The organism is Saccharopolyspora cebuensis, from assembly GCF_039542665.1.
GTDB classification, from domain to species: Bacteria; Actinomycetota; Actinomycetes; order Mycobacteriales; family Pseudonocardiaceae; genus Saccharopolyspora; species Saccharopolyspora cebuensis.
Genome location: NZ_BAABII010000002.1, coordinates 266,292 through 287,253, shown reverse-complemented (window position 1 = coordinate 287,253; position 20,962 = coordinate 266,292). Strand labels below are relative to the sequence as shown.

Here is a 20,962-nt window from a genome sequence, read left to right as displayed (position 1 = left end):
ACTACTGTCCACACCCGGCCACGTTGCAACGACCAATTGAAACCACCGGCACCCTTGCCCAAGTAACTGGGACAAGGGTGCCCCTCACTCAGCACACTTTCGGGTGAAGTTCGCGGGTTAGCACCAGTGGCCGGGGCGCCACTGGACCGAGGTGGGCCGGGTCCCGGTGCGGGTGTACTCCTCGACCGCCTCGCCGACCCGGGCCAGCGGCAGCGACGCCGCGCGCGGGAACCACAGGCCCTCGCCGTCGAACCGGAGCCGGGGCGTGCGCTCGTCGGCATCGGGGTTGAAGGAGTCGACGACCTCGCCGTCCACCGCTCCGGGGCGGGCGTCCGCCCAGTTCAGCGCGCCCCACCCGAGTTCCGGGTACGAGGCGACCCGCAGGCGCACCAGCGGTGCCGCCGGGCCGCCCGGATCGCGGTTCGACAGGCACGGCCGGTCCCACACGTGCACGTAGATCACCGGATCGAGCGGCGCCTCGACGATCCGGTGGACCAGCGCGCCGATCTCCCCCGGCGTGCGCGCATACCGGTAGATGTGCTGGAACACGACCGTCACCACGGTCCCCGTCCCCGTCGCGGTCAACTCCCCGCTCCTCCTCCGAGCTCGACCGGTGCCGCCCCTCGATCGCGGGGCGAGCGGGATCGCGGGACGAGCGGCCCCGGCCGGGCGGCGCGGGGTTCCCGGGATTGTCCAGCACGAGGAACCCGGGGACCGGCCCCCACACCCACTGCAACAGCCACCCGAAAGGGTGAATCATGCCCAGGTGAGGGGCACCTTCATCCGACATAGCCGGAGGAAGGTGCCCCTCACTCAGCACCCGTTCGGGTGGTTCAGCTTCGGCGGTGGGCGGTGACGAGTTCGGCGATCCGGTCGGTGACCTCGTCGGAGCGCTCCAGCGGCACCATGTGGCCCGCCCCCGCGTAGACCAGCAGCCGCGCCTCGGGCAGGGCCTCGGCGATCCGGCGGGCGTGCCGGTACGGGGTGAGCCGGTCGGCGAGCCCGGCCAGGACCACCGTCGGCACCCGGCGGAGCACCGCCAGCGCCGCGATCCGGTCGTGCTCGGCGAGCGAGTCGCGGTACCCCGCCATGTTCGCCGGGTGGCACCCGGCGACCCACTCCGCGGCGGCGACCACGTCCTCGGTCCGCGGTCGCTTGCCGAACAGCAGCCAGCGCAGTCCCGGCCGCAGCGGCGCCGCCCGGGGGCTGAGCCGGTGCCCGCCCGCCCTGGCCAACCGGGCGCGGACCCACCGCTCGCCCCGGTTGGCCAGGGCCGCGACCGGCCCGGGCAGCCCGAGGTCCGGGGCGCGCAGGTCACCGCAGGAGGTCGCGACCAGGGCGACCCCGGCGATCCGCTCCTCGAACAGGTCCGGCCGCTGCTCGGCCAGCGCCATGATCGTCATGCCGCCCATCGAGTGCCCGGCGAGCACCACCGGACCGGTGATCCGCCGGTCGAGCAGTTCGGCGAGGTCGTCGGCGCACTGCCGGATGGTGGCACCACCGGTCGCCGCGGCCTCGCTGCCGCCGTGGCCGCGCAGGTCGTAGCGCAGCGTCCGCACCGGTCCGCCCGCCGCCCGCGGCAGGCCGGCCGCCACCCGGTCCCAGGTCTGCCGGGCCAGCGTCCAGCCGTGCACGAACACCGCGGTGACCGGTGCGTCCGGCGAGCCGCCGAACTCCAGCCGCAGCCGGGTGCCGTCGGCGGTGGTGAACACCTCCGGGTCGCCGAGCTCCGTCGTCGCGGTCATCGGATCAGGAACGCTTTCTTCCACCAGCGCATCCCGGGGCGGCCGACCAGGCCGACCTCGTCCAGGAACGCCATGATCTTCTCCCCGCCCCAGTGCAGGGTGTTCTGGAAGTGCGGGTTCGACCAGGCGGCCCGGTGCGCGTCCCGGGGGCGCAGCCCGACCGCCTTGTAGACGTGCGGGTTGATCAGGCTGAAGCAGATGGCGTAGCTGACCAGCGCGGTCCAGTACTGGTGGTAGGCGCGCTCGGCGGCGCCGCACTCGGCCATCCGGCGCACCACCTCCTCGCGGGCGAAGGTGACGTGCCGGGCCTCTTCGAGCACGTGGATCCGGTTGACCATGCGCACCAGCGGCTGCACGTCCTCGTCGTTCATCTGGTCGCGCTGGAACCGGTCCAGCACCTCCTCGGCGACCAGGATCGACGCGTACGCCGAGGGCCCCTTGAGGGTGGTGGGCAGGATGCGCCCGCCGTTGCGCAGCAGCGGCAGCGGACCGTAGGCGGGGGCGCCGACCTTGTTCACCGCCTTGGCGAACATCGTGGAGTGCCTGCACTCGTCGGCGACCTCGGTGAGCGCGTACTGGGCGTGCTGGGTGCGCGGGTCGGAGTCGTAGAACTCCTTGAGCAGCATCTGCATCAGCAGCACCTCGAACCACAGGCCGTTGGAGGCGATGCTGGCGAACTCGTGCTTGGTGAGCTCGATGCGCTGGTCCTCGCTGAGCCGGTCCCACATCGCGGTGCCGTACAGCGAGCTGCGGTGGAACGGGATGTAGGGCTTGCCCTCCTCCAGCGGCGCGTCCCAGTCCAGGTCGACGTCGGGGTCGTAGCTGTTGCGGGCCGTCGATCTCAGCAGCCGGTCGGCCGTCTTCTCGCGGTCTCCGACCTGCAAGGTCCTGCTCATCGGCGTGATCACCTCGATGGTCTCCGGTGCGGGCGGCCCGGATCTCCGGATTGCGTGTTACCTCAAGTAACAGTTACCTTGGGTAGCGTGAGCCACACCTCCCGCCCTGTCAAGGCCGTACCGGCGGACAAGCCCGACGCCCGGCGCGAGCGCTGGCGCGAGCACCGCCAAGCCCGGCGCGCGGAGTTCGTCGAGGCCGCCGTCCGCGCGATCGGCAAGCACGGCGCCGAAGTCGGGATGGACGAGATCGCCGCCGAGGCCGGGGTCAGCAAACCCGTGCTCTACCGGCACTTCAGCGACAAGAGCGATCTCTACGTCGCCGTCGGCGAGTGGGGCACCGAGCTGCTGATGCAGCGGCTGCGGCCCCTGTTCCGCGACTCCGGCACCCCCAACCAGCGCATCCGGCGGCTGATCGACGGCTACCTCGGCCTGATCGAGCAGTACCCCGACCTGTACCGGTTCGTCGTGCAGCGCACCTTCGCCGACCGGCCCGTCCACGACGACCCGGTGTCGGCGGAGAAGACGGTGATCGCCAACTCGCTGTCCCGGGTGCTCGGCGAGTACCTGCGGCTGCTCGGGCTGGACTCCGGCGGCGTCGAGGTGTGGAGCCACGGCGTCGTCGGGCTGGTGCAGTCCAGCGGCGACTGGTGGCTGGAGCGGCAGTCGATGAGCCGGGGCGACCTCACCAGCTACCTCGCGCAGATCATCTGGCACGCCATCGACGGCCTGCTGCGCTCCGGCGGCATCGTGCTGGATCCCGACGAGCTCATCGAGCTCGACGGCGGGCTGCACCTCGTCGAGGACGACGCCGAGGAATCGGGGAGCTGACCCCACCCGCGACCGAGGAGGAGCGACATGGACGAGGACGACGACTACCGGGGCGCGGCCACGCTGCTCGGCGCGGACCGCGAGGTGGCGGTCGAGGTGGTGCTGCGCGGGCACTTCCAGCCGATCGACGGCCGCTTCCACTGGTACGGCCGGATCGCGGCGCACCCGGAGGTCCGGGAGATCGCCGACGGGCGCGCGAAGGAGGTCGTGCTGCGCACCCCGCAGGGCGAGGCGGTCGGCAAGCTCTCCGATCCCGATCCGTGGGGCCGGTTGCGGATCACCGGCACCGGCAGGCCCCCGTTCGGGGTCGAGAGCTTCGCGGTCGAGGGCTGATGACCGGGTCTTCCGGGGCGGTCCCCCGGAAGACCCGGTCCCCGCTCAGCCGACGCCGAAGCCGACGCGCGGCGACTCGACCGCGCCGATCTCGATGTAGGCGATCTTGGCGGACGGCACCAGGAACCGCCGGCCCTTGTCGTCGGTCAGGGCGAGCACGCCACCGTCCCGCAGCGCGTCGGCGACCAGCGATTCCACCTCGGCCGGGGTCTGCCCGCTGGACATGGTGAGCTCCCGCGAGCTGTCCGCGACGCCGATCTTGACCTCCACGCCGAACCTCCGTTGCGACCTGTTGCTTCCGGTTGGTGCGATCAGGCTATCCGAGCCGCGCAGCGGGCGCGTCAACCCAGGCCGAGCCGGTCCATCCGCTTGGTGTGGTTGTTCTGCAACCGGCGGAACATCGCCGCGATGCCCGTCAGGTCGCCGGACCCCCGGATGATCAGCTCGGCCAGCGCGTCGCGCTCGGCGACCACCCGCTGCGCCTGGGTCAGCGCCTCGCCGAGCAGCCGCCGCCCCCACAGGGTCAGCTTGTCCCGGACGGTGCGGTCCTCGGCGCAGGCCGCCGGGATTTCGCGTTCGGCGAACGCGGCGTGCCCGGTGTCGGCGAGCACGGCGAGCACCAGCTCCCGGGTCTCGGCGTCGAGCCACTCGGCCACCTCGCGGTAGAAGTCCGCGGCCAGCCCGTCACCGACGTAGGCCTTGACCAGCGACTCCAGCCAGGAGTGCGGGGCGGTGGAGGCGTTGAACTCGGCGTAGGGCGACTCGAACGGCCGCATCACCTCCTCGACCTGCACGCCCTTGGCCGCCAGGTGCTCTTCCAGCAGGCGGAAGTGGCCGATCTCGGCGGCGGCCATCCGGGCCAGCGCGGCGTGCCCGGTCAGGGTGGGCGCGGTGCGCGCGTCCTCGGCCAGCCGGTCGAACGCCGACAGCTCGCCGTAGGCGAGCGCGGCGAGCAGGTCGATGACGCCCTCCTGGTACCGCTCGTCGATCACCGTCGCGCCGCCGTCCGCCTCACTCATGCAGGCGAGGGTAGCCGTCGTGACCGCTCCCACCGCAACGACCACGCTCCAGCGGGTATCCTCGGCGGCGGAGGAAATACGGCGTCCTGCGGTGCGCTGCACTCCGACGGCCGGCTCCCGACCTCGACGGGCCTGGGTGAGCGGCCGGAGGAGGGTGGCAACGACCTCGACGCGGACGCGGCACACGGCGTCCCGGCCGGCCCGACCGGCGTCCGGGAAGCCCGCCGACGTCCGGCGCACCGCCGACGCCGACCGAGAACGAACCGGCAGCGGAGCATCCGCTGAGCGAACAAAGGCGCGCACCATCACGTCGGTGACCTTGAGCACTGCCCGCGGCCGCGAGACGGCGGCCGCCGTGCCGGAGGGACGTCACGACGCCATCGTCCGCGGGACGCGTTGCGCGCAGGTACGAGAGAGGCGATCACCCTGACGTTCACCAACAGCCAGGCCCCGGACGGCCTGGACACCCGAACCGACGACGCGGCGGACCCGGAACAGGGGACGACCGCGTCGCTCGGCCCCACCTTCGCCGAGCTCGACGTCCACCCGGAGATCGTCCGGGCGCTGAACGACTCGGGCATCGAGCGCACCTTCGCCATCCAGGAGCTGACCCTGCCGCTGGCGCTGCGCGGCGAGGACCTGATCGGCCAGGCCCGCACCGGCACCGGCAAGACCCTGGGCTTCGGGGTGCCGCTGCTGCAGCGGCTGACCGTCCCCGGCGACGGCACCCCGCAGGCGCTGGTCGTGGTCCCGACCCGCGAGCTGTGCCTGCAGGTCACCCGCGACCTCACCGAGGCGGGCAAGCACCTGGGCATCCGCACCGTCGCCGTCTACGGCGGACGCCCCTACGAGGAGCAGATCAGCGCCCTGCAGAGCGGCGTCGACCTGGTCATCGGCACCCCCGGTCGGCTGCTGGACCTCGCCGAGCAGCGCCACCTGGTGCTGGGCAAGGTCCGCGGCCTGGTGCTCGACGAGGCGGACGAGATGCTCGACCTGGGCTTCCTGCCCGACATCGAGCGCATCCTGCGGATGGTCCCCGAGCAGCGCCAGACGATGCTGTTCTCGGCGACCATGCCCGGGCCGATCCTGACCCTGGCCCGCACCTTCATGACCCAGCCCACCCACATCCGGGCGGAGCAGGCCGACGAGGGCGCGGTGCACGAGCGCACCCGGCAGTTCATCTACCGGGCGCACGCGATGGACAAGAACGAGCTCATCGCCCGCACCCTCCAGGCCAAGGACCGCGGCCTGGCGATGATCTTCACCCGGACCAAGCGCACCGCGCAGAAGCTCGCCGACGACCTCACCGAGCGCGGCTTCGCGGCCGGTGCGGTGCACGGCGACCTCGGCCAGGGCGCCCGGGAGAAGGCGCTGCGCGCGTTCCGCTCCGGCAAGGTCGACACCCTGGTCGCCACCGACGTCGCCGCGCGCGGCATCGACGTCGCCGGGGTCACGCACGTGATCAACCTGCAGTGCCCGGACGACGAGAAGACCTACGTGCACCGCATCGGCCGGACCGGCCGGGCCGGGCGCGAGGGCGTGGCGATCACCCTGGTCGACTGGGACGAGGAACCGCGCTGGAAGCTGATCAGCGACGCCCTCGGCCTGGACAAGCCGGAACCGGTGGAGACCTACTCGACCTCGGCGCACCTGTTCGCCGACCTGGAGATCCCGGCCGACGCCACCGGGCGGCTGCCGCTGTCCCAGCGCACCCGCGCCGGGCTGGACGCCGAGGCGGACCCGGACGACGAGACCCGGCGCCCGGCCCGCAAGCGCCGCCGCAGCCGCGGTGGTGGCGGTGAGCAGAAGAAGTCGGGCGAGGCCGAGACCACCCGCGAGGGCGGCACGGAGAACCGGCCCGCCGGACGCGCCCGCCGCAGGCGCACCCGCGGCGGCGTGGACGCCGGCTCCGCCCAGGCGTCGGAGTCCGCCGCCTCCGCCCAGGACGGCGAGGGACGTCCGCGCCGCAGGCGCCGTCGCAGGCGGGGTTCCGGCGAGGGCGCCTCCGGGGCGCCCGGCGACGCGACCGCCCGTCGCAGCGGTGCGGAGGACGGCGCCGCGTAGGCTTGTCGGGGCGCACGGCGAGCTGAACGGGGAGTGGGCGTGGTCCGGCCGGAACGACGCAGGAGGTCCGACCTCGTCACTGCGGTCGTGCTCGTGGTGCTCGTGGTGGCCGGCGGGGCGACGCTGTGGTTGCGCAGCGACGCCCGGGCCACCGTCTCCGACACCGCGGCCGAGCCGCTGCCCGAACTCCCGGCGGCCACCGACGTGCCCGCCGCCCTCCAGGAGGCGTGGCGGGCGCCGAGCCCGGTCACCCCGCAGCCGGTGGTGACCGACTCGGCCGTCGTGACCGGGCGGGGCGGCGAGGTGCTCGGGCACGACCCGCTGACCGGCGAGGTGCGCTGGCGCTACGCCCGCGACCTGCCGCTGTGCACGATCGGCGCGGAGTGGGACCGGGCGCTGGCGGTGCACCGCAAGTCCCACAACTGCAGCGAGGTCACCTCGCTGCGGGGCGCCACCGGCGAGCGCGGGCCGCAGCGCAACTCCGACGCCGAGTTCGGCACCCGGCTGCTCGGCGACGGCACCTACGTCACCGCGACCGGCACCGAGAGCGTCGAGACCTGGCGCTCCGACCTGGTCCGCACCCAGCAGTACGGCATCCCGCCCGCGCTGAAGAACCCGGACAACAACATCGAACGCCCCGAGTGCAGCTACTCCTCGGTCGCGGCGGGCGAGTCCCGGGTCGCGGTGGTCGAGGAGTGCCCGCGCGAGCCGGGCGACCGGATCACCGTCCTGGAGGCCAAGCCGGAGGACGACGAGGAACCCGAGGTGCTGCTCACCCGGGCCTTGGGCGGCGAGCACGCCTCGGTCGTCGCGGTCACCGAGACCCGGGTCGCGGTCGCGGAGCGGGACCGGGGCGAGGTCGTGGTCTACAACTTCGGCGGCATCGTCACCGGCAGCTTCCCGGTGCGCTTCGGCGAGCCCGACACCTCCGGCAACGTCACCGTCGAGCGGGTCGACACCGGCGACGGCGAGCGCTCCCGCCTGTTCTGGCACACCGGCGTCGACACCGTCGCGCTGGACCCGCTGAACCTGATGCCGGTGTGGACCGCCCCGGACGCCCTCGGCCCGGGCGTCGACCACGGCGGGCACCGGCTGGTCCCGGTGCCCGGCGGCCTGCTGGTGCTGGACCCGGTCAACGGGGCCCGGCAGGGCTTCCTACCGGTCGACCGCGGGGATCACCGCGGACCGGTGCGGCTGAGCCCGGTCGGGCAGGTGCTCCTGGAGCAGCGCGGGGACACCCTGGTCGCGCTGCGCCCGCGCTGACCCCGGCGCGGTCACCACCACCACCAGAACCACAGCGAGCCGAGCACCAGGACGAGGGCGCCGGCCGCGAACAGCGCGCCGACGCGGTCCCGGCGGCGGTCGGCGATCGACTGGGCGAACAGCGCCACCAGGGCGACCAGCGACTGCGACACCACCGACGCCGCGCCCGGCCCCCGGTAACCCTGCTGGACCGCCCAGATCTGCACGCCGATCAGCGCCAGCGCGAGCAGCAGCGAACCCAGGGCCAGCGATCCGCTCAACCCGCGCAGCAGCCGCCCGGACCGGGTCGTCGACCGGCGCGGCGCAGCGGCGGGCTGCGGCCGGATCGGCTCCGGGTCGGGCGCGCGGCGCGACCTGCTCTGCTGCTCCGGCACGCGGCGCCGCGGCGGCGCCCGGTGCGCGCCGCGCGGGCCCGCCTGCGCTTCGCTGGTACGTGCTCGGTGCTGCCTGGGCGGCATCGGACCTTCTTTCCGCCGGTCCCGTCGATCGCATGTCAGTCCCCCAGCAGGCCCCACGGCGGGAGGTCGGGGGCGGCCTCCCGGCCCTCCGGGCAGTGCGCCCGGAATTCGCACCACGAGCAGTGCCGCCCGGTGCGGGGCGGGAACAGCCGCTCGGGGTCGCCACCGGCGTCCAGCGCCGCCACCGCGTCCTGGAACTCGCCCGCGAGTTCCTCCGCGCGGGCCCGGATCGCCGCCAGCGACTCGTCCGCATGGTCCCACGCCGCGACCCCTCCGGTCGGCAGGTGGTGCAGCTCCACCCGCCGGCACGGGCGGCGGAGCCGGGCTCCGGCGGCCAGCGCGTAGAGCCCGAGGGCGAGGGAATCGCGGGCGTCGTCGACGCGCAACCCGTGCCGCCCGGTCTTGTAGTCCACCACGACGAGTTCGCCGCCCCGGTCGTCGAGCCGGTCGATCCGCCCCTCGGCGATGATGGTGCCCAGCGGGGCGGAGACCCAGCGCTCCACGGCGACCGGCTCGAACTCCGGGTCCAGCGCCGCGACGTAGTCGCGGACCCACCCCTGCGCCCGCCGCAGGTACTCGGCGGCCTGGGCGGCATCGGCGAACCCGTCGCCCTTCCAGTGCTCGCGGACCAGCGCGGCCGCGCGCTCCGGGCTCCGCCGCGCGGGGCGGAGGCCGAAGTGGGCGCGCAGGGCGTTGTGCACGACGGCGCCGAGCGTGCTGTTCGCCCAGGCGCCGCCCCGGCTCGGCGTCGGCCGGTCGACGTAGGTCATCCGGTACTTCCGGGGGCACTTCGCCCAGTTCGCGAGCCGCGCCGGGGTCACCCGCACCAGTTCGGCCGGAACGCCCTCCAGGCTCAGCTGACCTTGCACGCCCACCACAGTACGCACGGAGCGGCACGCACCGCGTGCGCCCCCGCGGCGCGGGTCAGCCCACGACGACAGCGCCGACCGCTTCGGCGACCAGCCGGTCGAAGGCCTCCGGCGCGGTGGTCTCCTGGCCGATGCCGATGGTCTTGTTGGTGCCGTGGTAGTCGCTGCTGCCGGTGGGCACCAGGTCCAGCTCGGCCGCCAGCTCCCGGGTCCGCGCCCGGGCCGCCGGGTCGTGGTCCGGGTGGTCGACCTCGATCCCGGTGAGCCCATGTTCAGCCAACTCGGCGACGACCGGAGGGGTGACGTCCTGGCCGCGGCTGGTGGCGAACGGGTGAGCCAGCACGGTGACCCCACCGGCGTCGGCGATCATGTCGATCGCGCGGTGCACCGGGGTGTCGGTGCGCGGCAGGTAGTACGGGCAGGTCGCGCCGAGGTAGCGGGCGAACGCCTCGTCCACCGAGGCGACCCGCCCGGCCCGGACCAGCGCCCGCGCCAGGTGCGGGCGACCGCCGGGCGAATCCGGCGGCAGCCCGGCCATGATCGCGTCCGGGTCGACCGGGAACCCGTCGGCGGCCATCCGGGAGGCCATCTCGCGCAGCCGGGCGCGGCGCTCGGCGCGCAGCCGGGACTGCTCGGCGACCAGCGCGGGCGAGGCCGGGTCGAAGAGGTAGGCCAGCAGGTGCACGGTCACGTCGCGCCCCCGCCCGTCCGGGCTGGAGCAGGACAGCTCGGCACCCGGGACCAGCCGGAACCGACCCGAGGGGGACCGTTCCCGCACGGCGCGCTCGGCCTCCGCCCAGCCCGCCGTGGTGTCGTGGTCGGTGAGCGCGATCACGTCCACCCCGGCGTCGATCGCGGTGGCGACGAGCTCGGTGGGCGTGTCCGTCCCGTCGGACTCGGTGGAATGGGTGTGCAGGTCGATTCGCACACCCATCAGTGTGACCGATGCCCGGCGGGCCCGCGGATCCGCACCGCCGTGCGATGCGGATCCGCGGCCAGGTCTCAGGAGACCTTCTGCGCCTTGCGCTTGCCGACCGCCGCGCGCCGCGCCTTGAGCATCGAGAACCGGTCCTGCTGGTTCTTCTTGTCGCCGAAGACGAGGTGGGAGATGGCGTCCTCCACCTCGTCCGGGTTCGGGACGTACTCGATGCGGTTGAGCGCCTGGATCTGACCGGCGGACTCGACCACGAGCGTGCCGTAGCCGAGCACCCGGCCCAGCAGCGTCCGCGCGAAGGTGAGGTCGGTGACCTTGGTGATCGGCATCATCGCCACGTTGGTGGTGAAGATGCCGGTCGTCATCAGGAACCGCTTGTCCGTCACGACGATCCGCTCCACGTACCAGTCGAGGATCTGGTAGGTGAACCGGACGAGCACGACCAGACCGGCGTACCAGAGGACGTTCTGGAACACCGCGTTGTCCTGCGGCAGCAGGTACGACACCATCACGAGCCCGACGAGCAGCCCGACCGCTTCGAAGAGGTCCCACACGAGGCAGGCCCAGTGCCGCCGGACGCGGATCACCCGGCGCTCGGAGTCCAGCAGGTACTCGTCGGGGTCCTTGGGGTGGAACACGGCACCCGCCTCCCGCGGCTCGGCGCTTACACGAAGAGGTTCTGCATGAACGTGATGACGGCTTCGGCCGCCGAGCGCAGGCTCGCCAGGATGCCTGTCACCACGTTGCTGGCCTGGTCGGGAGACGAGATCAAGAAGAACAGAAGGAACGCGACCAAGGTCCAGGTGAGGATCTTCTTCAAGTTCACTGTGACGCACCCCGTCCGAAATGCCACTGATTAGCGCAGGCGCCTGCTGATCCGTTGTACCGTACTTCGCCGGTTTACGGCAGCTTTGTACCGCACTTGGGTCAGTCGGTTCCGGGCGGCCCCGGATCAACTACGTTCCGTGGTGATGATCGTATCGGAGAACTCCTCGATCCGCTGCGTCGGCGCGGTGGTGCACGATTCCCGCGGCCGGTTGCTGCTGGTCAAGCGCGGACGCCCGCCCGCGGCCGGGAAGTGGTCGCTGCCCGGCGGCCGGGTGGAGCAGGGCGAGTCCGACCACGCGGCGGTGCGCCGCGAGCTGTTGGAGGAGACGGGCCTGTCCGTCGAGGTCGGAGCCCTGCTGGGGACCGTCCTGCGGCCGGGGGTGGGCGGAACGTACGAGATCCACGACTACGCCTGCCGGAGCAACGGCGCTGCTCCGTCCGCGGGCGATGACGCGGACGCGGCGGCGTGGGTGGACGGTGCGACTTTCACCACATTGGACCGAGCGGGTGAACTCACGGAGGGTCTGGCAGAAGTCTTGCGCTCGTGGGGTGCAGAACCCACGACGGGGTGACACCCGAAAGCCGCAGAACGCCCCCCGGCGCACACTTTCGGCGAGAACCCCATAGTAGTCCGTTTCGCCCTGAGCACAATTCACCGTATTCCGCCGTTGGTGACGTTTCCCGCCATCCGGTGCCGCGGCGCCGTCCGGGCGGAGTACGCTGAGCCGTTGGCCGAGCCGGCCACCCGCGGTGGTGGATGACCTCCAGGAGGTGAGGGATCGTGGACAGCAGTGCCGACAGCGCGCCTCCGAGTAGTACCGGCCGCATCCCCGCCGGGAAGGTCCGTCGCCGCTAGCGACGCACGCGGTGCCGACGCACCGGCCGGGATGCGCGCCCAGCGAGACGATCCGCTGCCCGCCTTCCCGGACCCTGGAGGTTCGCCGTGCCCAGCCTGCCCTCCCTCGGCCTGCGCTCCCGCAACGGCCGCGCCCGCACCCCGCACCGCACCCAGACCCCGCTGTCCGCGTCGGTCGTGGACTGCGCCGTCTACGTCGACGGCAGGCGGCTGCCCGGCACGTGGACCCACGACGAGGCCGTCGAGGAGGTGCGCGAGCGCGGCTCCGGATTCGTCTGGATCGGCCTGCACGAACCCACCGCGGCCCAGATCAACGGCATCGCCGAGACCTTCGGGCTGCACGAGCTGGCCGTCGAGGACGCCGTGCACGCCCACCAGCGGCCCAAGCTGGAGCGCTACGACAGCACGCTGTTCATGGTGCTCAAGACCGTCCGCTACCTGGCCACCGAGCTGCGCTCCGCCGCCGACGACCTGGTCGAGACCGGGGAGCTGATGGTGTTCGCCGGGCGGGACTTCGTGATCACCGTCCGGCACGGCAGGTACAGCGGGCTGGCCACCGTCCGGGGCCGGCTGGAGGCCGACCCGGAGCAGCTCGCGCTGGGCCCCTCCGCCGTGCTGCACGGCATCGCCGACCACGTCGTCGACACCTACCTGGAGGTCACCGAGGCCTTCCAGGAGGACATCGACGAGATCGAGGCGGAGGTCTTCGCGCCGCGCACCAAGATCGACGCGCCGCAGATCTACCTGATGAAGCGCGAGGCGATGGAGCTCAAGCGGGCGGTGATGCCGCTGACCAAGCCGTTGCAGCGGCTCGCCGAGGGCTACCTGCCGATGGTGCCCGACGAGGTCCGCTCCTACTTCCGCGACGTCGAGGACCACCTGGCGAAGGTCTCCGAGCAGGTCGGCTCCTTCGACGAGCTGCTCACCACGCTGGTCGACGCGACGCTGGCCAAGATCACGCTCCAGCAGAACACCGACATGCGCAAGATCTCGGCGTGGGTCGCCATCATCTCGACGCCCACGATGATCGCCGGGATCTACGGGATGAACTTCGACCAGATGCCCGAGGTGCACTGGAAGTTCGGGTATCCGCTGGTGCTGCTGGTGATGCTGCTGGCCTGCGTCGTGCTGTTCCACATCTTCCGGCGGAACAAGTGGTTGTGACCCGGTGTAACGATTCCGATCGGGTCGGCGATAGCCTCCACGGGGACCGCGCCGCTGCCGGTCCCGGCGGATCCCGCCCCGCGCCCCGACGTGGTGGCCCTCGGCCGATCGGGTACTCACCCACCGCCTTTTCCGCGACATCGCGAGCACGTGAGGAGGTCGTCATGCACTGGACGTCGCCGCTCCTCGGGCGCCGCCACCACCGGCGCGCCTCCGCGGCGCTGCGCCGGACGCCGGTCTCGCACCGGCACGTCGCCGAGCAGCAGTTCCGGCACACCGCGTGGATCGAGCGAAAACCCGGCGCGATGCGGCAGGCGACCACCGCGCCGCGCGCCGTCGACGCGCGCTGAGGCCCCCGGTCGCCGACCGCATCGTGGAGCGAATCCCCCGCAGGCTTCGTACTTCACGCCGGGAGGCGCCGTTATGACCCGCTTGATGACGAACAAGCTCACCGTGCTGGTGACCCTGATCGCCGGGTGGATCGTCACCCTCTTCGTCCTCATCGCCCAGGCCTGAGGACCGCTCCCCTCCCGGGACGGGACCCGGGATCGCCCGGCGCGGCGACACCGCGCCGGGCGCGCGAGGTCAGCCGGTCATCCGCCGGATCGAGTGGACGTCGCCGATGTAGTCGTACTTCTCGACCTTGACGTTCTGGCCCTCGGTCGGCGCGTGCACGACGTTGCCGCCGCCGATGTAGATCCCGTTGTGGCTCGCCGAGTCGTAGAAGAAGATCACGTCGCCCGGCTTGAGCTGGCTCTCGGTCACGCTCGTGCCGGTCGAGACCTGCGTCCGGGTCGAGGCGGGCAGCGACAGCCCGGCCTGCTCGAAGGACCACTGCACCAGCCCCGAGCAGTCGAACTGGTTCGGCCCCTTGGCGCCCCACACGTAGGGCGAGCCCTGCTTGCTCAGCGCCGCGTTCACCGCGGCGATCGCCGTGCCGCTGCCGGAGACCGGGCCGACGTCGGTGTCGTCACCGGACAACGCCTCCTGCTCCTGGGCGCTGAGCTGGTCGTACTGCTCCTTGACCTCGGCGACCCGGGCGTCCATCTCCTCCTTGCGGACCGCGAACTCCTGCTGCAGGCGCGCTGCTTCGGCCTCGGCCCGGGCGGCGCGGGCGCGCTCCTCGGCCGCGCGCCGCTGCGCGGACTCCGCCCGCCGGGTCGCGGTGACGACCGCGTGCACGGCCTGGTTGTTGTCCCGGGCCAGCGCGTCCAGCGCCGAGGCGCGGTCCAGGAACGACTCGGGCGACTCGGCGGTGAGCAGCGCGGACAGCGTGTTCATCCGCGCCCCCTGGTAGGACGCCGCGGTCAGCTCGTCGACCTCGCCGCGGAACCGCTCCTCCTCGCGCCGGGCCTGCTCGGCGGCCTGGTCGGCGCGGTGCGCCGCCGCGGTGGACGCGTCGAGCTCCCGCTGCCGGGCCGCGTGGTCGTCCTGGACCTTCTTGAAGTCCTCGGTGACCACCTCGGCCTCCCGGGACAGCTCGCGGAGCCGCTGCGCGGCGTCGGACGCCGAGCCCGGTTCCTCGGGCTGGGCCGTGGCGGGCACTCCCGCGATGAGCGCGGTGGAGAGCGCGGTCGCGGCTACCAGCGCGGTGTTCGTCGTGCGGGTGGTGCGGTTGCGCATGCTCGTGTCCTCACTCCTCACCGGTTCTTCTAAGCAAGGTAGTAGATCTCCTACGGGCGATAGTAGAGTGGTCCGCGCACCCGGTCCCCGGAGGAAGTGAGGCACCGTGCGGAGCTGGACGGCACGCCACTGGCTGTGGGCCACCGTCGCGGCGGTGGTCATCGCGGCGATCACGGGGACCGTCGCGGGACTCATCCCGAACCCCGTCTTCACGCGGATGATCGAGGCTCCGTGGTGGAGCTACCCGGTCTGGCTCGCCGCCGCGGTGCTCTCCGGGCTGCTGGTGGGGACCTACGCGGGTCCCCGCACCGAGCAGCAGCGGACCCGCCGCGGAGTCGTCGGGACGGTGCTGTCCTTCCTCGCCATCGGCTGCCCGACGTGCAACAAGCTCGTGGTGCTGGCGCTGGGCACGAACGGGGCGCTCAACTGGTTCGGCCCGGTGCAACCCGTGCTGGCGATCGGTTCGCTGGCGCTGCTCGGGTTCGCGCTGCGCGCCCGGTTGCGCACCACCTCCGCCTGCCCGTCCCCGGTCGCGGCATGATCAGCTCTGCGACGCGAAGGGAGACAGCCGGTGCACAACCTCGGTCCGCTGGAATCGGCGGTGATGGCCCTGCTCTGGGAGGCCGACGACGCCCTGAGCGTGCGCCAGGTGGTCGAGGGCCTGCTCGATCGTGACCTCGCCTACACCACGGTGGCCACGGTCCTGGACAACCTGCACCGCAAGCGGTGGGTCGACCGCGAACGGCTCGGCCGCGTGTGGTTCTACCGGCCGCGGGTGCAGGCCAGCGAGCACGCCGCCGCCCTGATGCGGGAGGCGCTGGCGACCAGCGGCAGCCCCCGCGCCACGTTCCTCAAGTTCGTCGGCGAGATCAGCGAGGAGGACGCCGCCGTGCTGCGGGAGCTGCTCGACGAGTCCGCGCGGCCGGAGCGGTGATGACCCCGCTGCTGGTGGTGCTGTCGCTCTACGCCGCGATCGTCGCGGTGCTGGGCCCGCGCCTCGTGCGCGCCTGCCGGCGCTGGGAAGGCGCCGCGCCGCGGCTCGGCCTGGCCCTCTGGATCGCCCTGCCGACCTCGTGGGTGGTCGCGGTGTTCAGCCTCGGTCTCGCCGCCATCGCCGCGCTCTCCGGCGGTCTGGGGCTCGCCGGGCTGCTGCACGCGTGCCTGCACGCGGTGCAGGTGGTCCTCGGCGTGCACCACCCGTCCGACGTGCCCGCCGCGCTCGCCCTGATCGGTTCGCTGGCCTTCCTGCTCCGGCTCGCCGCGGTCGCGGCACGCCACGCCCGCAGGACCCGGCGGCACCGGCGGGCGCACCGACGCGCGGTCCGCGGGCTGTCCCGGAACCTGCTGCACCACGGGCGGTGGATCACCGTCGTCGACGCGGCGGAACCCGCGGCGTACTGCCTGCCCGGCCGCGTCCCGGCCATCGTGGTCACCAGGGGCGCGGTGCGCCGCCTCCGCCCGCCGGAATTCGCGGCCGTGCTCGCCCACGAGGCCGCGCACCTGCGCGGGAAGCACCACCTGTGCGCCGGGTGGGTCGCGGTGCTCGCGCAGTCCTTCCCCTTCGTGCCCGTGCTGCGGGCGGCGGTGCCGGAGGTCGCGCGCCTGGTGGAGTGGATCGCCGACGACCGGGCCGGTCGCGACCACGGCAGCCGCACCGTCGCCCGGGCGCTCGCCGCGATGGCCACCGCCGCCCACCCGCGGGCACCGGCCCCGCGGGCGGCGCTGGCCGCCGCCGGATCGGACGTGCCGGAGCGGGTCGAGCGCCTGCTGCGCCCCCGGCCGCCGGCGCGGTCGGCGCACTGGCGCATCGCCGTCGCGCTCGCGCTGCCGCTGCTGGCACTCACCGCCGCGACCGCGCTGGTGGTCCCGTCGGCCACCGCCGACCCGACCCCGTTGTGCGCGGGCCCGGGGGTCGTCGCCGAGCTCAGGTGAGGACGCGGCCGGTCTCCGGGTCGAACAGGTGGATCTTCGCCGGGTCGAACCGGACGGTGAGCCGCTCGTTCTCCCGGGCCGCGGACCGCGCGGCGAGCCGGGCGACGACCTGGCCCGCGGCGCTGGGCACCTCCGCCGCGCCGCTGGCGGCGGCGAGCTCGTCGAGCCCGGCGCCGCGCGGTTCGCCGTCGTCGAGGGTGAAGTAGACGTACTTGTCCGAACCCATCGCCTCCACCACGTCGACCTCGTGGGTGAAGGTGACACCGGTGGCGTCGTCGGCGAGCGCGGCGTCCTCGAAGTGCTCCGGGCGCAGGCCCAGGACCAGCTCGCGCGGCGCGTCGGCCCCCTCCAGCGCGCGCCGGACCCGGTCCGGCGGCGGGAACGACCCGAGCGCCGAGGCGATCCGGCCGTCCTCGACCCGGGCCGGGACGAAGTTCATCGCCGGTGAGCCGATGAACCCGGCGACGAACAGGTTCGCCGGGGTGTCGTAGAGCTCCTGCGGCGGGCCGATCTGCTGCACCTCGCCGCCGCGCATCACCACCACCCGGTCGCCGAGGGTCATCGCCTCGGTCTGGTCGTGGGTGACGTAGACCGTGGTGGTGCCCAACCGCTTCTGCAGCTTGGACACCGAGGTGCGCATCTGCACCCGCAGCTTGGCGTCCAGGTTGGACAGCGGCTCGTCCATCAGGAACGCCCGGGGGCTGCGCACGATGGCCCGGCCCATCGCGACCCGCTGGCGCTGCCCGCCGGACAGCTGCGCGGGCTTGCGGTCGAGGTGCCGGTCCAGGTCCAGCACCGCCGCCGCCTCGGCCACCTTCGCGCGCACCGCGGCGGCGTCCACCTTCGCCAGCCGCAGCGGGAACGCCATGTTCTCGAACACCGTCATGTGCGGGTAGAGCGCGTAGGACTGGAACACCATCGCGATGTCCCGGTCCTTCGGCGCCCGCTCGTTCACCCGCTGCCCGCCGATGCGCAGCTCCCCGGTGCTGATGTCCTCCAGCCCGGCGATCATGTTCAGCGTGGTGGACTTGCCGCAGCCGGAGGGGCCGACGAGGATGACGAACTCGCCGTCGGCGATCTCCAGGTCCATCTCCCGCACCGCGAGCGAGCCGTCCGGGTACCGCTTGGTCACCCCGTCCAGGACGATGTCGGACACGTCGGTCACCCCTTCACTGCGCCCGAGGTGAGCCCCGAGACGATTCGCCGTTGGAACAGCAGCACGAACACCACGATCGGCACCGTGATCACGACCGCCGCCGCCGAGATCGAGCCGGTCGGGTCCTCGAACTGCGAGTCGCCGGTGAAGAACTGCAACGCGACCGGGACGGTCCGGGACGCCTCGGTCGAGGTCAGCGAGATCGCGAACAGGAAGTCGTTCCAGCAGAAGATGAACACCAGGATCGCGGTGGTGAACACGCCCGGCGCGGCCAGCGGCGCGATCACCTTGGTGAAGGCCTGCCCGGGGGTGGCGCCGTCCATCGTGGCGGCCTTCTCCAGCTCCCACGGGATCTCCCGGAAGAACGCCGACATGGTGTAGATCGCCAGCGGCAGCGAGAACGTGGTGTAGGGCAGGATCAGGCCCGGCCAGGTGTCGAAAAGCCCCAGCACCCGCTCGATCTCGAACAGCGGGGAGACCAGCGAGACCTGCGGGAACATCGCGATCAGCAGCGAGGCGCCGACCAGCAGCCGCTTGCCGGGGAACTCCAGCCGGGCGATGGCGTAGGCGGCCATCGCGCCCAGCACCACGGCGATCGCGGTGGCGATCAGCGCGATGCCGATGGAGTTCACCAGCGCGCGGGTGAACTCGTCGGTGCTGAAGATCGTCGCGTAGTTCTCCAGCGTCCACTCGCGCGGGATGAGGTGGCCGTCGCCCAGCGTCGCCTCGGTCTTGAACGACAGCGAGGCGATCCACAGCACCGGCAGCAGCGCGTAGACCACCACGACGACGTCGAGCACCGTCCACTTCACCTTGCGCGCCCGGGTCGCGGCGCCGCCCACGTCCGCCATCAGCGCCTCCCGCCGTCGTCGCCGCCCGGCGCGGCGGTGCCGAACAGCTTCACGAAGATCCAGGCGATCAGCGCGACCGCGAGGAAGATCAGCACCGACATCGTGGAGCCGATGCCGAGGTTGAGCCCCTTGATCAGGTTGTTGTAGGCCAGCACCGACACCGACGAGGTGTCCTGCGCACCGGAGGTGAGCACCACGATGTGGTCGAAGACGCGGAACGCGTCGAGGGTGCGGAACAGCAGGGCGACCAGGATCGCCGGCTTCATCACCGGCAGCATCACCTTGACGAACCGCTGCCACGGCCCCGCGCCGTCCATCGCCGCGGCCTTGAGCAGGTCCTCGGGCACCAGCGCGAGCCCGGCCATCAGCAGCAGCGCCATGAACGGCGTGGTCTTCCAGATCTCGGCGACGATGATGATCGCCAGCGAGCTGCCGGTCCCGGTCAGCGGCGCGCCGCCGGGCGTGATCAGCTCGGCCAGGTAACCGGTGTCCGGCGTCCAGGCGTAGCGCCAGCTGAAGGCGGCGACCACGGTGACGATGCCGTACGGGATCAGCGTCACCGTCCGGACCAGCCCGCGCCCGACCAGCGCCCGGTGCATCACCAGCGCCAGCGCCATGCCGAGCACCAGCTCGATCGCCACCGACACCACGGTGATCAGCACCGTCACGCCGAACGCGGTCCACCAGTAGCCGTTGCCGAGCACCGTGAGGTAGTTGTCCAGCCCGACGAACTCCCGCTGGTCCGGGTACTTCAGGTCGAAGCGCTGGAACGACAGCCACACCGCGTAGAGGATGGGCCAGCCGGTGACCGCGAGCATCACCAGCGCGGCCGGAGCGCACAGCAGCCAGCCCAGCCGCCGCTGGGCGCGCTCGCCCTCGGTGGCCGCGGCCATCACGGCATCACACCCTTCGAGTCGAGCGCGTTCTGCACCTCGGTGCGCATCCGCTCGGCGGTGGCCGCCGGGTCGATCTCGGCGACGGGCGCCAGCAGGTTGGTCAGCACCGTGGAGACGTTCTGCGCCGCCGGGGTCACCGGGCGCACCCCGGGGTCCTTGAGGGCCTCCAGGATCGCGTCCTTCATCGGGTACTCCTCGGCCATCGACGGGTGCTCGTAGACGGATTCGACGGTCGGCGGCACCCCGTCGTTGATCGCCGAGAAGAGCTGGTGCTCCGGGCTGCGCAGGCACAGCGCCGCCTCGAACGCCAGGTCGGGCTTGGTGGAGTGGCTGCTCACCGCGAGGTTGTAGCCGCCGATGGTCGACTTGCTGGGCACCCCCGGGACCACGCCGGGCAGCCGCGCCCAGCCGACGTCGCGGGCCAGCTCCGGGGTGTTCTCCTGCAACGACGGGTAGACGAACGGCCAGTTGAGCTGGAAGGCGGCCTGGCCGGTCTCGAACTCCCGGCGCGCGTCGTCCTGCATGGCGTTGTTCATCGCCGCGCTGGTGACCCCCGCGGTGCCGAAGTCGCGCAGCGCCTCCAGCGCCCGGACCGCACCGGCGTCCACCACGGCGCGCTTGCCGTCCTCGCTGACGATCCGCCCGCCCGCCGATTCGACCAGCGAGTTGTAGTGCACGAACAGCCCTTCGAACTGGGCCCCGCTGAACGAGATCCAGTGCGGCTTGCCCTCGCCCGCGAGCCGCTGCGACTCGGCGATCATCTCGTCCCAGGTGGCGGGCGGCTCGGGCACCAGGTCCTTCCGGTACCAGAGGAGCTGGACGTTGGTGTTCTTCGGCGCCGCGTAGAGGCGGCCCTCCCAGGTCGCGGTCTCCAGCGGACCGCTCAGCGTGCCCGCCGACGCCGACCGCTGCGCCGCACCGGTCCACTCCCGGATCCACCCGGCTTCGGCGAACTCGGCGGTCCAGGTGACGTCCAGGCCGAGCACGTCCATCCCGGCGTCCCCGGCGGCGAGCCGGCGCACCATCTGCTCGCGCTGCCCGTCGGCTTCGCGCGGCAGCTTGTGGTAGACGATCCGGTACCGCCCGGCGGCCCGCTCGTTGCAGCGGTCGACGACCGCCTGCAGGTTCTCCTCGGGCGCGTAGTACAGGTTCACGGTGCGGCCGTCCGGCGGCGGCGCGCACGCCGCCAGCACCGACGCGCACACCGCTCCGAGCACCGCGACCGCGCGAGCCTTCCGCACGTCGAG

At 72.7% G+C, this 20,962-nt stretch carries 25 protein-coding genes; 10 read left to right on the top strand and 15 right to left on the bottom strand.

Going from position 1 to position 20,962, the window contains the following annotated elements; all coding sequences use genetic code 11:
- Positions 1 to 117: 117 nt before the first annotated feature.
- The 3 genes from ABD976_RS02655 to ABD976_RS02645 form a co-directional block, all read right to left on the bottom strand.
- Entirely contained in the window at positions 118 to 585 is a 468-nt protein-coding gene (locus ABD976_RS02655; protein WP_345356450.1) for an Imm1 family immunity protein, read from the bottom strand.
- Positions 586 to 833: 248 nt separating this feature from the next.
- Complete coding sequence (locus ABD976_RS02650; protein ID WP_345356447.1) at positions 834 to 1,745, bottom strand: alpha/beta fold hydrolase; 912 nt, start codon at positions 1,743 to 1,745, stop codon at positions 834 to 836.
- A complete protein-coding gene (locus ABD976_RS02645) occupies positions 1,742 to 2,641 on the bottom strand; it encodes an AurF N-oxygenase family protein (protein ID WP_345356444.1) in 900 nt (299 codons plus the stop codon). The genes ABD976_RS02650 and ABD976_RS02645 overlap by 4 nt, the downstream gene beginning before the upstream one ends.
- Positions 2,642 to 2,728: 87 nt before the next feature.
- Here ABD976_RS02645 and ABD976_RS02640 point away from each other — a divergent pair, with 87 nt between their 5' ends.
- Together ABD976_RS02640 and ABD976_RS02635 are read left to right on the top strand one after the other, a co-directional pair.
- Positions 2,729 to 3,469, top strand: coding sequence for a TetR/AcrR family transcriptional regulator (locus tag ABD976_RS02640; RefSeq protein WP_345356441.1), 741 nt, complete (start codon positions 2,729 to 2,731; stop codon positions 3,467 to 3,469).
- A gap of 27 nt (positions 3,470 to 3,496) precedes the next feature.
- Entirely contained in the window at positions 3,497 to 3,802 is a 306-nt protein-coding gene (locus ABD976_RS02635) for a DUF4873 domain-containing protein (protein WP_345356438.1), read from the top strand.
- Between the two features lie 45 nt (positions 3,803 to 3,847).
- Here the strand turns inward: ABD976_RS02635 and ABD976_RS02630 are convergent, their stop codons facing one another.
- Positions 3,848 to 4,072: a DUF3107 domain-containing protein gene (locus tag ABD976_RS02630; protein WP_345356435.1), complete on the bottom strand. Its 225-nt coding sequence runs from the start codon at positions 4,070 to 4,072 to the stop codon at positions 3,848 to 3,850.
- A 71-nt stretch (positions 4,073 to 4,143) separates the two neighbouring features.
- On the bottom strand, positions 4,144 to 4,821 hold the full coding sequence (locus tag ABD976_RS02625; protein WP_345356432.1) for a ferritin-like fold-containing protein: 678 nt from the start codon (positions 4,819 to 4,821) through the stop codon (positions 4,144 to 4,146).
- 459 nt (positions 4,822 to 5,280) lie between these two features.
- Here ABD976_RS02625 and ABD976_RS02620 point away from each other — a divergent pair, with 459 nt between their 5' ends.
- Positions 5,281 to 6,885 carry a DEAD/DEAH box helicase gene (locus ABD976_RS02620; RefSeq protein WP_345356504.1) on the top strand — a complete coding sequence of 535 codons (1,605 nt, stop codon included), beginning with the start codon at positions 5,281 to 5,283 and terminating at the stop codon, positions 6,883 to 6,885.
- Positions 6,886 to 6,924: 39 nt separating this feature from the next.
- Positions 6,925 to 8,148: an Rv3212 family protein gene (locus ABD976_RS02615; protein ID WP_345356429.1), complete on the top strand. Its 1,224-nt coding sequence runs from the start codon at positions 6,925 to 6,927 to the stop codon at positions 8,146 to 8,148.
- An 11-nt stretch (positions 8,149 to 8,159) separates the two neighbouring features.
- On the opposite strand, the gene ABD976_RS02610 is transcribed toward ABD976_RS02615, so the two are convergent.
- The 5 genes from ABD976_RS02610 to ABD976_RS02590 all read right to left on the bottom strand — a co-directional run bounded on the left by ABD976_RS02610 (position 8,160) and on the right by ABD976_RS02590 (position 11,235).
- On the bottom strand, positions 8,160 to 8,606 hold the full coding sequence (locus tag ABD976_RS02610; protein WP_345356426.1) for a hypothetical protein: 447 nt from the start codon (positions 8,604 to 8,606) through the stop codon (positions 8,160 to 8,162).
- 35 nt (positions 8,607 to 8,641) lie between these two features.
- Complete coding sequence (locus tag ABD976_RS02605) at positions 8,642 to 9,475, bottom strand: RecB family exonuclease (RefSeq protein WP_345356423.1); 834 nt, start codon at positions 9,473 to 9,475, stop codon at positions 8,642 to 8,644.
- Positions 9,476 to 9,530: 55 nt separating this feature from the next.
- Positions 9,531 to 10,412 carry a PHP domain-containing protein gene (locus ABD976_RS02600; protein ID WP_369775723.1) on the bottom strand — a complete coding sequence of 294 codons (882 nt, stop codon included), beginning with the start codon at positions 10,410 to 10,412 and terminating at the stop codon, positions 9,531 to 9,533.
- A 65-nt stretch (positions 10,413 to 10,477) separates the two neighbouring features.
- A complete protein-coding gene (locus tag ABD976_RS02595; protein WP_345356417.1) occupies positions 10,478 to 11,047 on the bottom strand; it encodes a PH domain-containing protein in 570 nt (189 codons plus the stop codon).
- A 26-nt stretch (positions 11,048 to 11,073) separates the two neighbouring features.
- Positions 11,074 to 11,235, bottom strand: coding sequence for a hypothetical protein (locus tag ABD976_RS02590; RefSeq protein ID WP_345356414.1), 162 nt, complete (start codon positions 11,233 to 11,235; stop codon positions 11,074 to 11,076).
- Positions 11,236 to 11,380: 145 nt separating this feature from the next.
- Between ABD976_RS02590 and ABD976_RS02585 the strand changes: the two genes are divergently transcribed.
- The 3 genes from ABD976_RS02585 (at position 11,381) to ABD976_RS02575 (ending at position 13,607) form a co-directional block, all read left to right on the top strand.
- Positions 11,381 to 11,809 carry an NUDIX domain-containing protein gene (locus ABD976_RS02585; protein ID WP_345356411.1) on the top strand — a complete coding sequence of 143 codons (429 nt, stop codon included), beginning with the start codon at positions 11,381 to 11,383 and terminating at the stop codon, positions 11,807 to 11,809.
- Positions 11,810 to 12,180: 371 nt separating this feature from the next.
- Positions 12,181 to 13,257, top strand: a complete 1,077-nt coding sequence (gene corA / locus ABD976_RS02580) for a magnesium/cobalt transporter CorA (protein ID WP_345356408.1) — start codon at positions 12,181 to 12,183, stop codon at positions 13,255 to 13,257.
- Positions 13,258 to 13,421: 164 nt separating this feature from the next.
- Positions 13,422 to 13,607 carry a hypothetical protein gene (locus ABD976_RS02575; protein ID WP_345356405.1) on the top strand — a complete coding sequence of 62 codons (186 nt, stop codon included), beginning with the start codon at positions 13,422 to 13,424 and terminating at the stop codon, positions 13,605 to 13,607.
- A gap of 235 nt (positions 13,608 to 13,842) precedes the next feature.
- Here ABD976_RS02575 and ABD976_RS02570 read toward each other — a convergent pair whose 3' ends face one another.
- Positions 13,843 to 14,880 carry a C40 family peptidase gene (locus ABD976_RS02570; RefSeq protein ID WP_345356402.1) on the bottom strand — a complete coding sequence of 346 codons (1,038 nt, stop codon included), beginning with the start codon at positions 14,878 to 14,880 and terminating at the stop codon, positions 13,843 to 13,845.
- A 106-nt stretch (positions 14,881 to 14,986) separates the two neighbouring features.
- Between ABD976_RS02570 and ABD976_RS02565 the strand changes: the two genes are divergently transcribed.
- From ABD976_RS02565 to ABD976_RS02555, 3 genes are read left to right on the top strand one after another with little or no spacing between them, the layout of a single operon-like run.
- Positions 14,987 to 15,421, top strand: a complete 435-nt coding sequence (locus ABD976_RS02565) for a hypothetical protein (RefSeq protein ID WP_345356399.1) — start codon at positions 14,987 to 14,989, stop codon at positions 15,419 to 15,421.
- A 30-nt stretch (positions 15,422 to 15,451) separates the two neighbouring features.
- The gene (locus ABD976_RS02560) at positions 15,452 to 15,814 is read left to right on the top strand and encodes a BlaI/MecI/CopY family transcriptional regulator (RefSeq protein ID WP_345356396.1); all 363 of its coding nucleotides are present in this window, start codon (positions 15,452 to 15,454) and stop codon (positions 15,812 to 15,814) included.
- On the top strand, positions 15,814 to 16,812 hold the full coding sequence (locus tag ABD976_RS02555; protein ID WP_345356393.1) for a M56 family metallopeptidase: 999 nt from the start codon (positions 15,814 to 15,816) through the stop codon (positions 16,810 to 16,812). The genes ABD976_RS02560 and ABD976_RS02555 overlap by 1 nt, the downstream gene beginning before the upstream one ends.
- Here ABD976_RS02555 and ABD976_RS02550 read toward each other — a convergent pair.
- From ABD976_RS02550 to ABD976_RS02535, 4 genes are read right to left on the bottom strand one after another with little or no spacing between them, the layout of a single operon-like run.
- A complete protein-coding gene (locus tag ABD976_RS02550; RefSeq protein ID WP_345356390.1) occupies positions 16,805 to 17,968 on the bottom strand; it encodes an ABC transporter ATP-binding protein in 1,164 nt (387 codons plus the stop codon). The genes ABD976_RS02555 and ABD976_RS02550 overlap by 8 nt on opposite strands.
- Positions 17,969 to 17,973: 5 nt before the next feature.
- Positions 17,974 to 18,819, bottom strand: a complete 846-nt coding sequence (locus ABD976_RS02545; RefSeq protein WP_345356387.1) for a carbohydrate ABC transporter permease — start codon at positions 18,817 to 18,819, stop codon at positions 17,974 to 17,976.
- Complete coding sequence (locus ABD976_RS02540; protein ID WP_345356384.1) at positions 18,819 to 19,712, bottom strand: carbohydrate ABC transporter permease; 894 nt, start codon at positions 19,710 to 19,712, stop codon at positions 18,819 to 18,821. Before ABD976_RS02540 ends, ABD976_RS02545 begins: the two co-directional genes overlap by 1 nt.
- Entirely contained in the window at positions 19,712 to 20,956 is a 1,245-nt protein-coding gene (locus ABD976_RS02535; RefSeq protein ID WP_345356381.1) for an ABC transporter substrate-binding protein, read from the bottom strand. The genes ABD976_RS02540 and ABD976_RS02535 overlap by 1 nt, the downstream gene beginning before the upstream one ends.
- Positions 20,957 to 20,962: the final 6 nt, after the last annotated feature.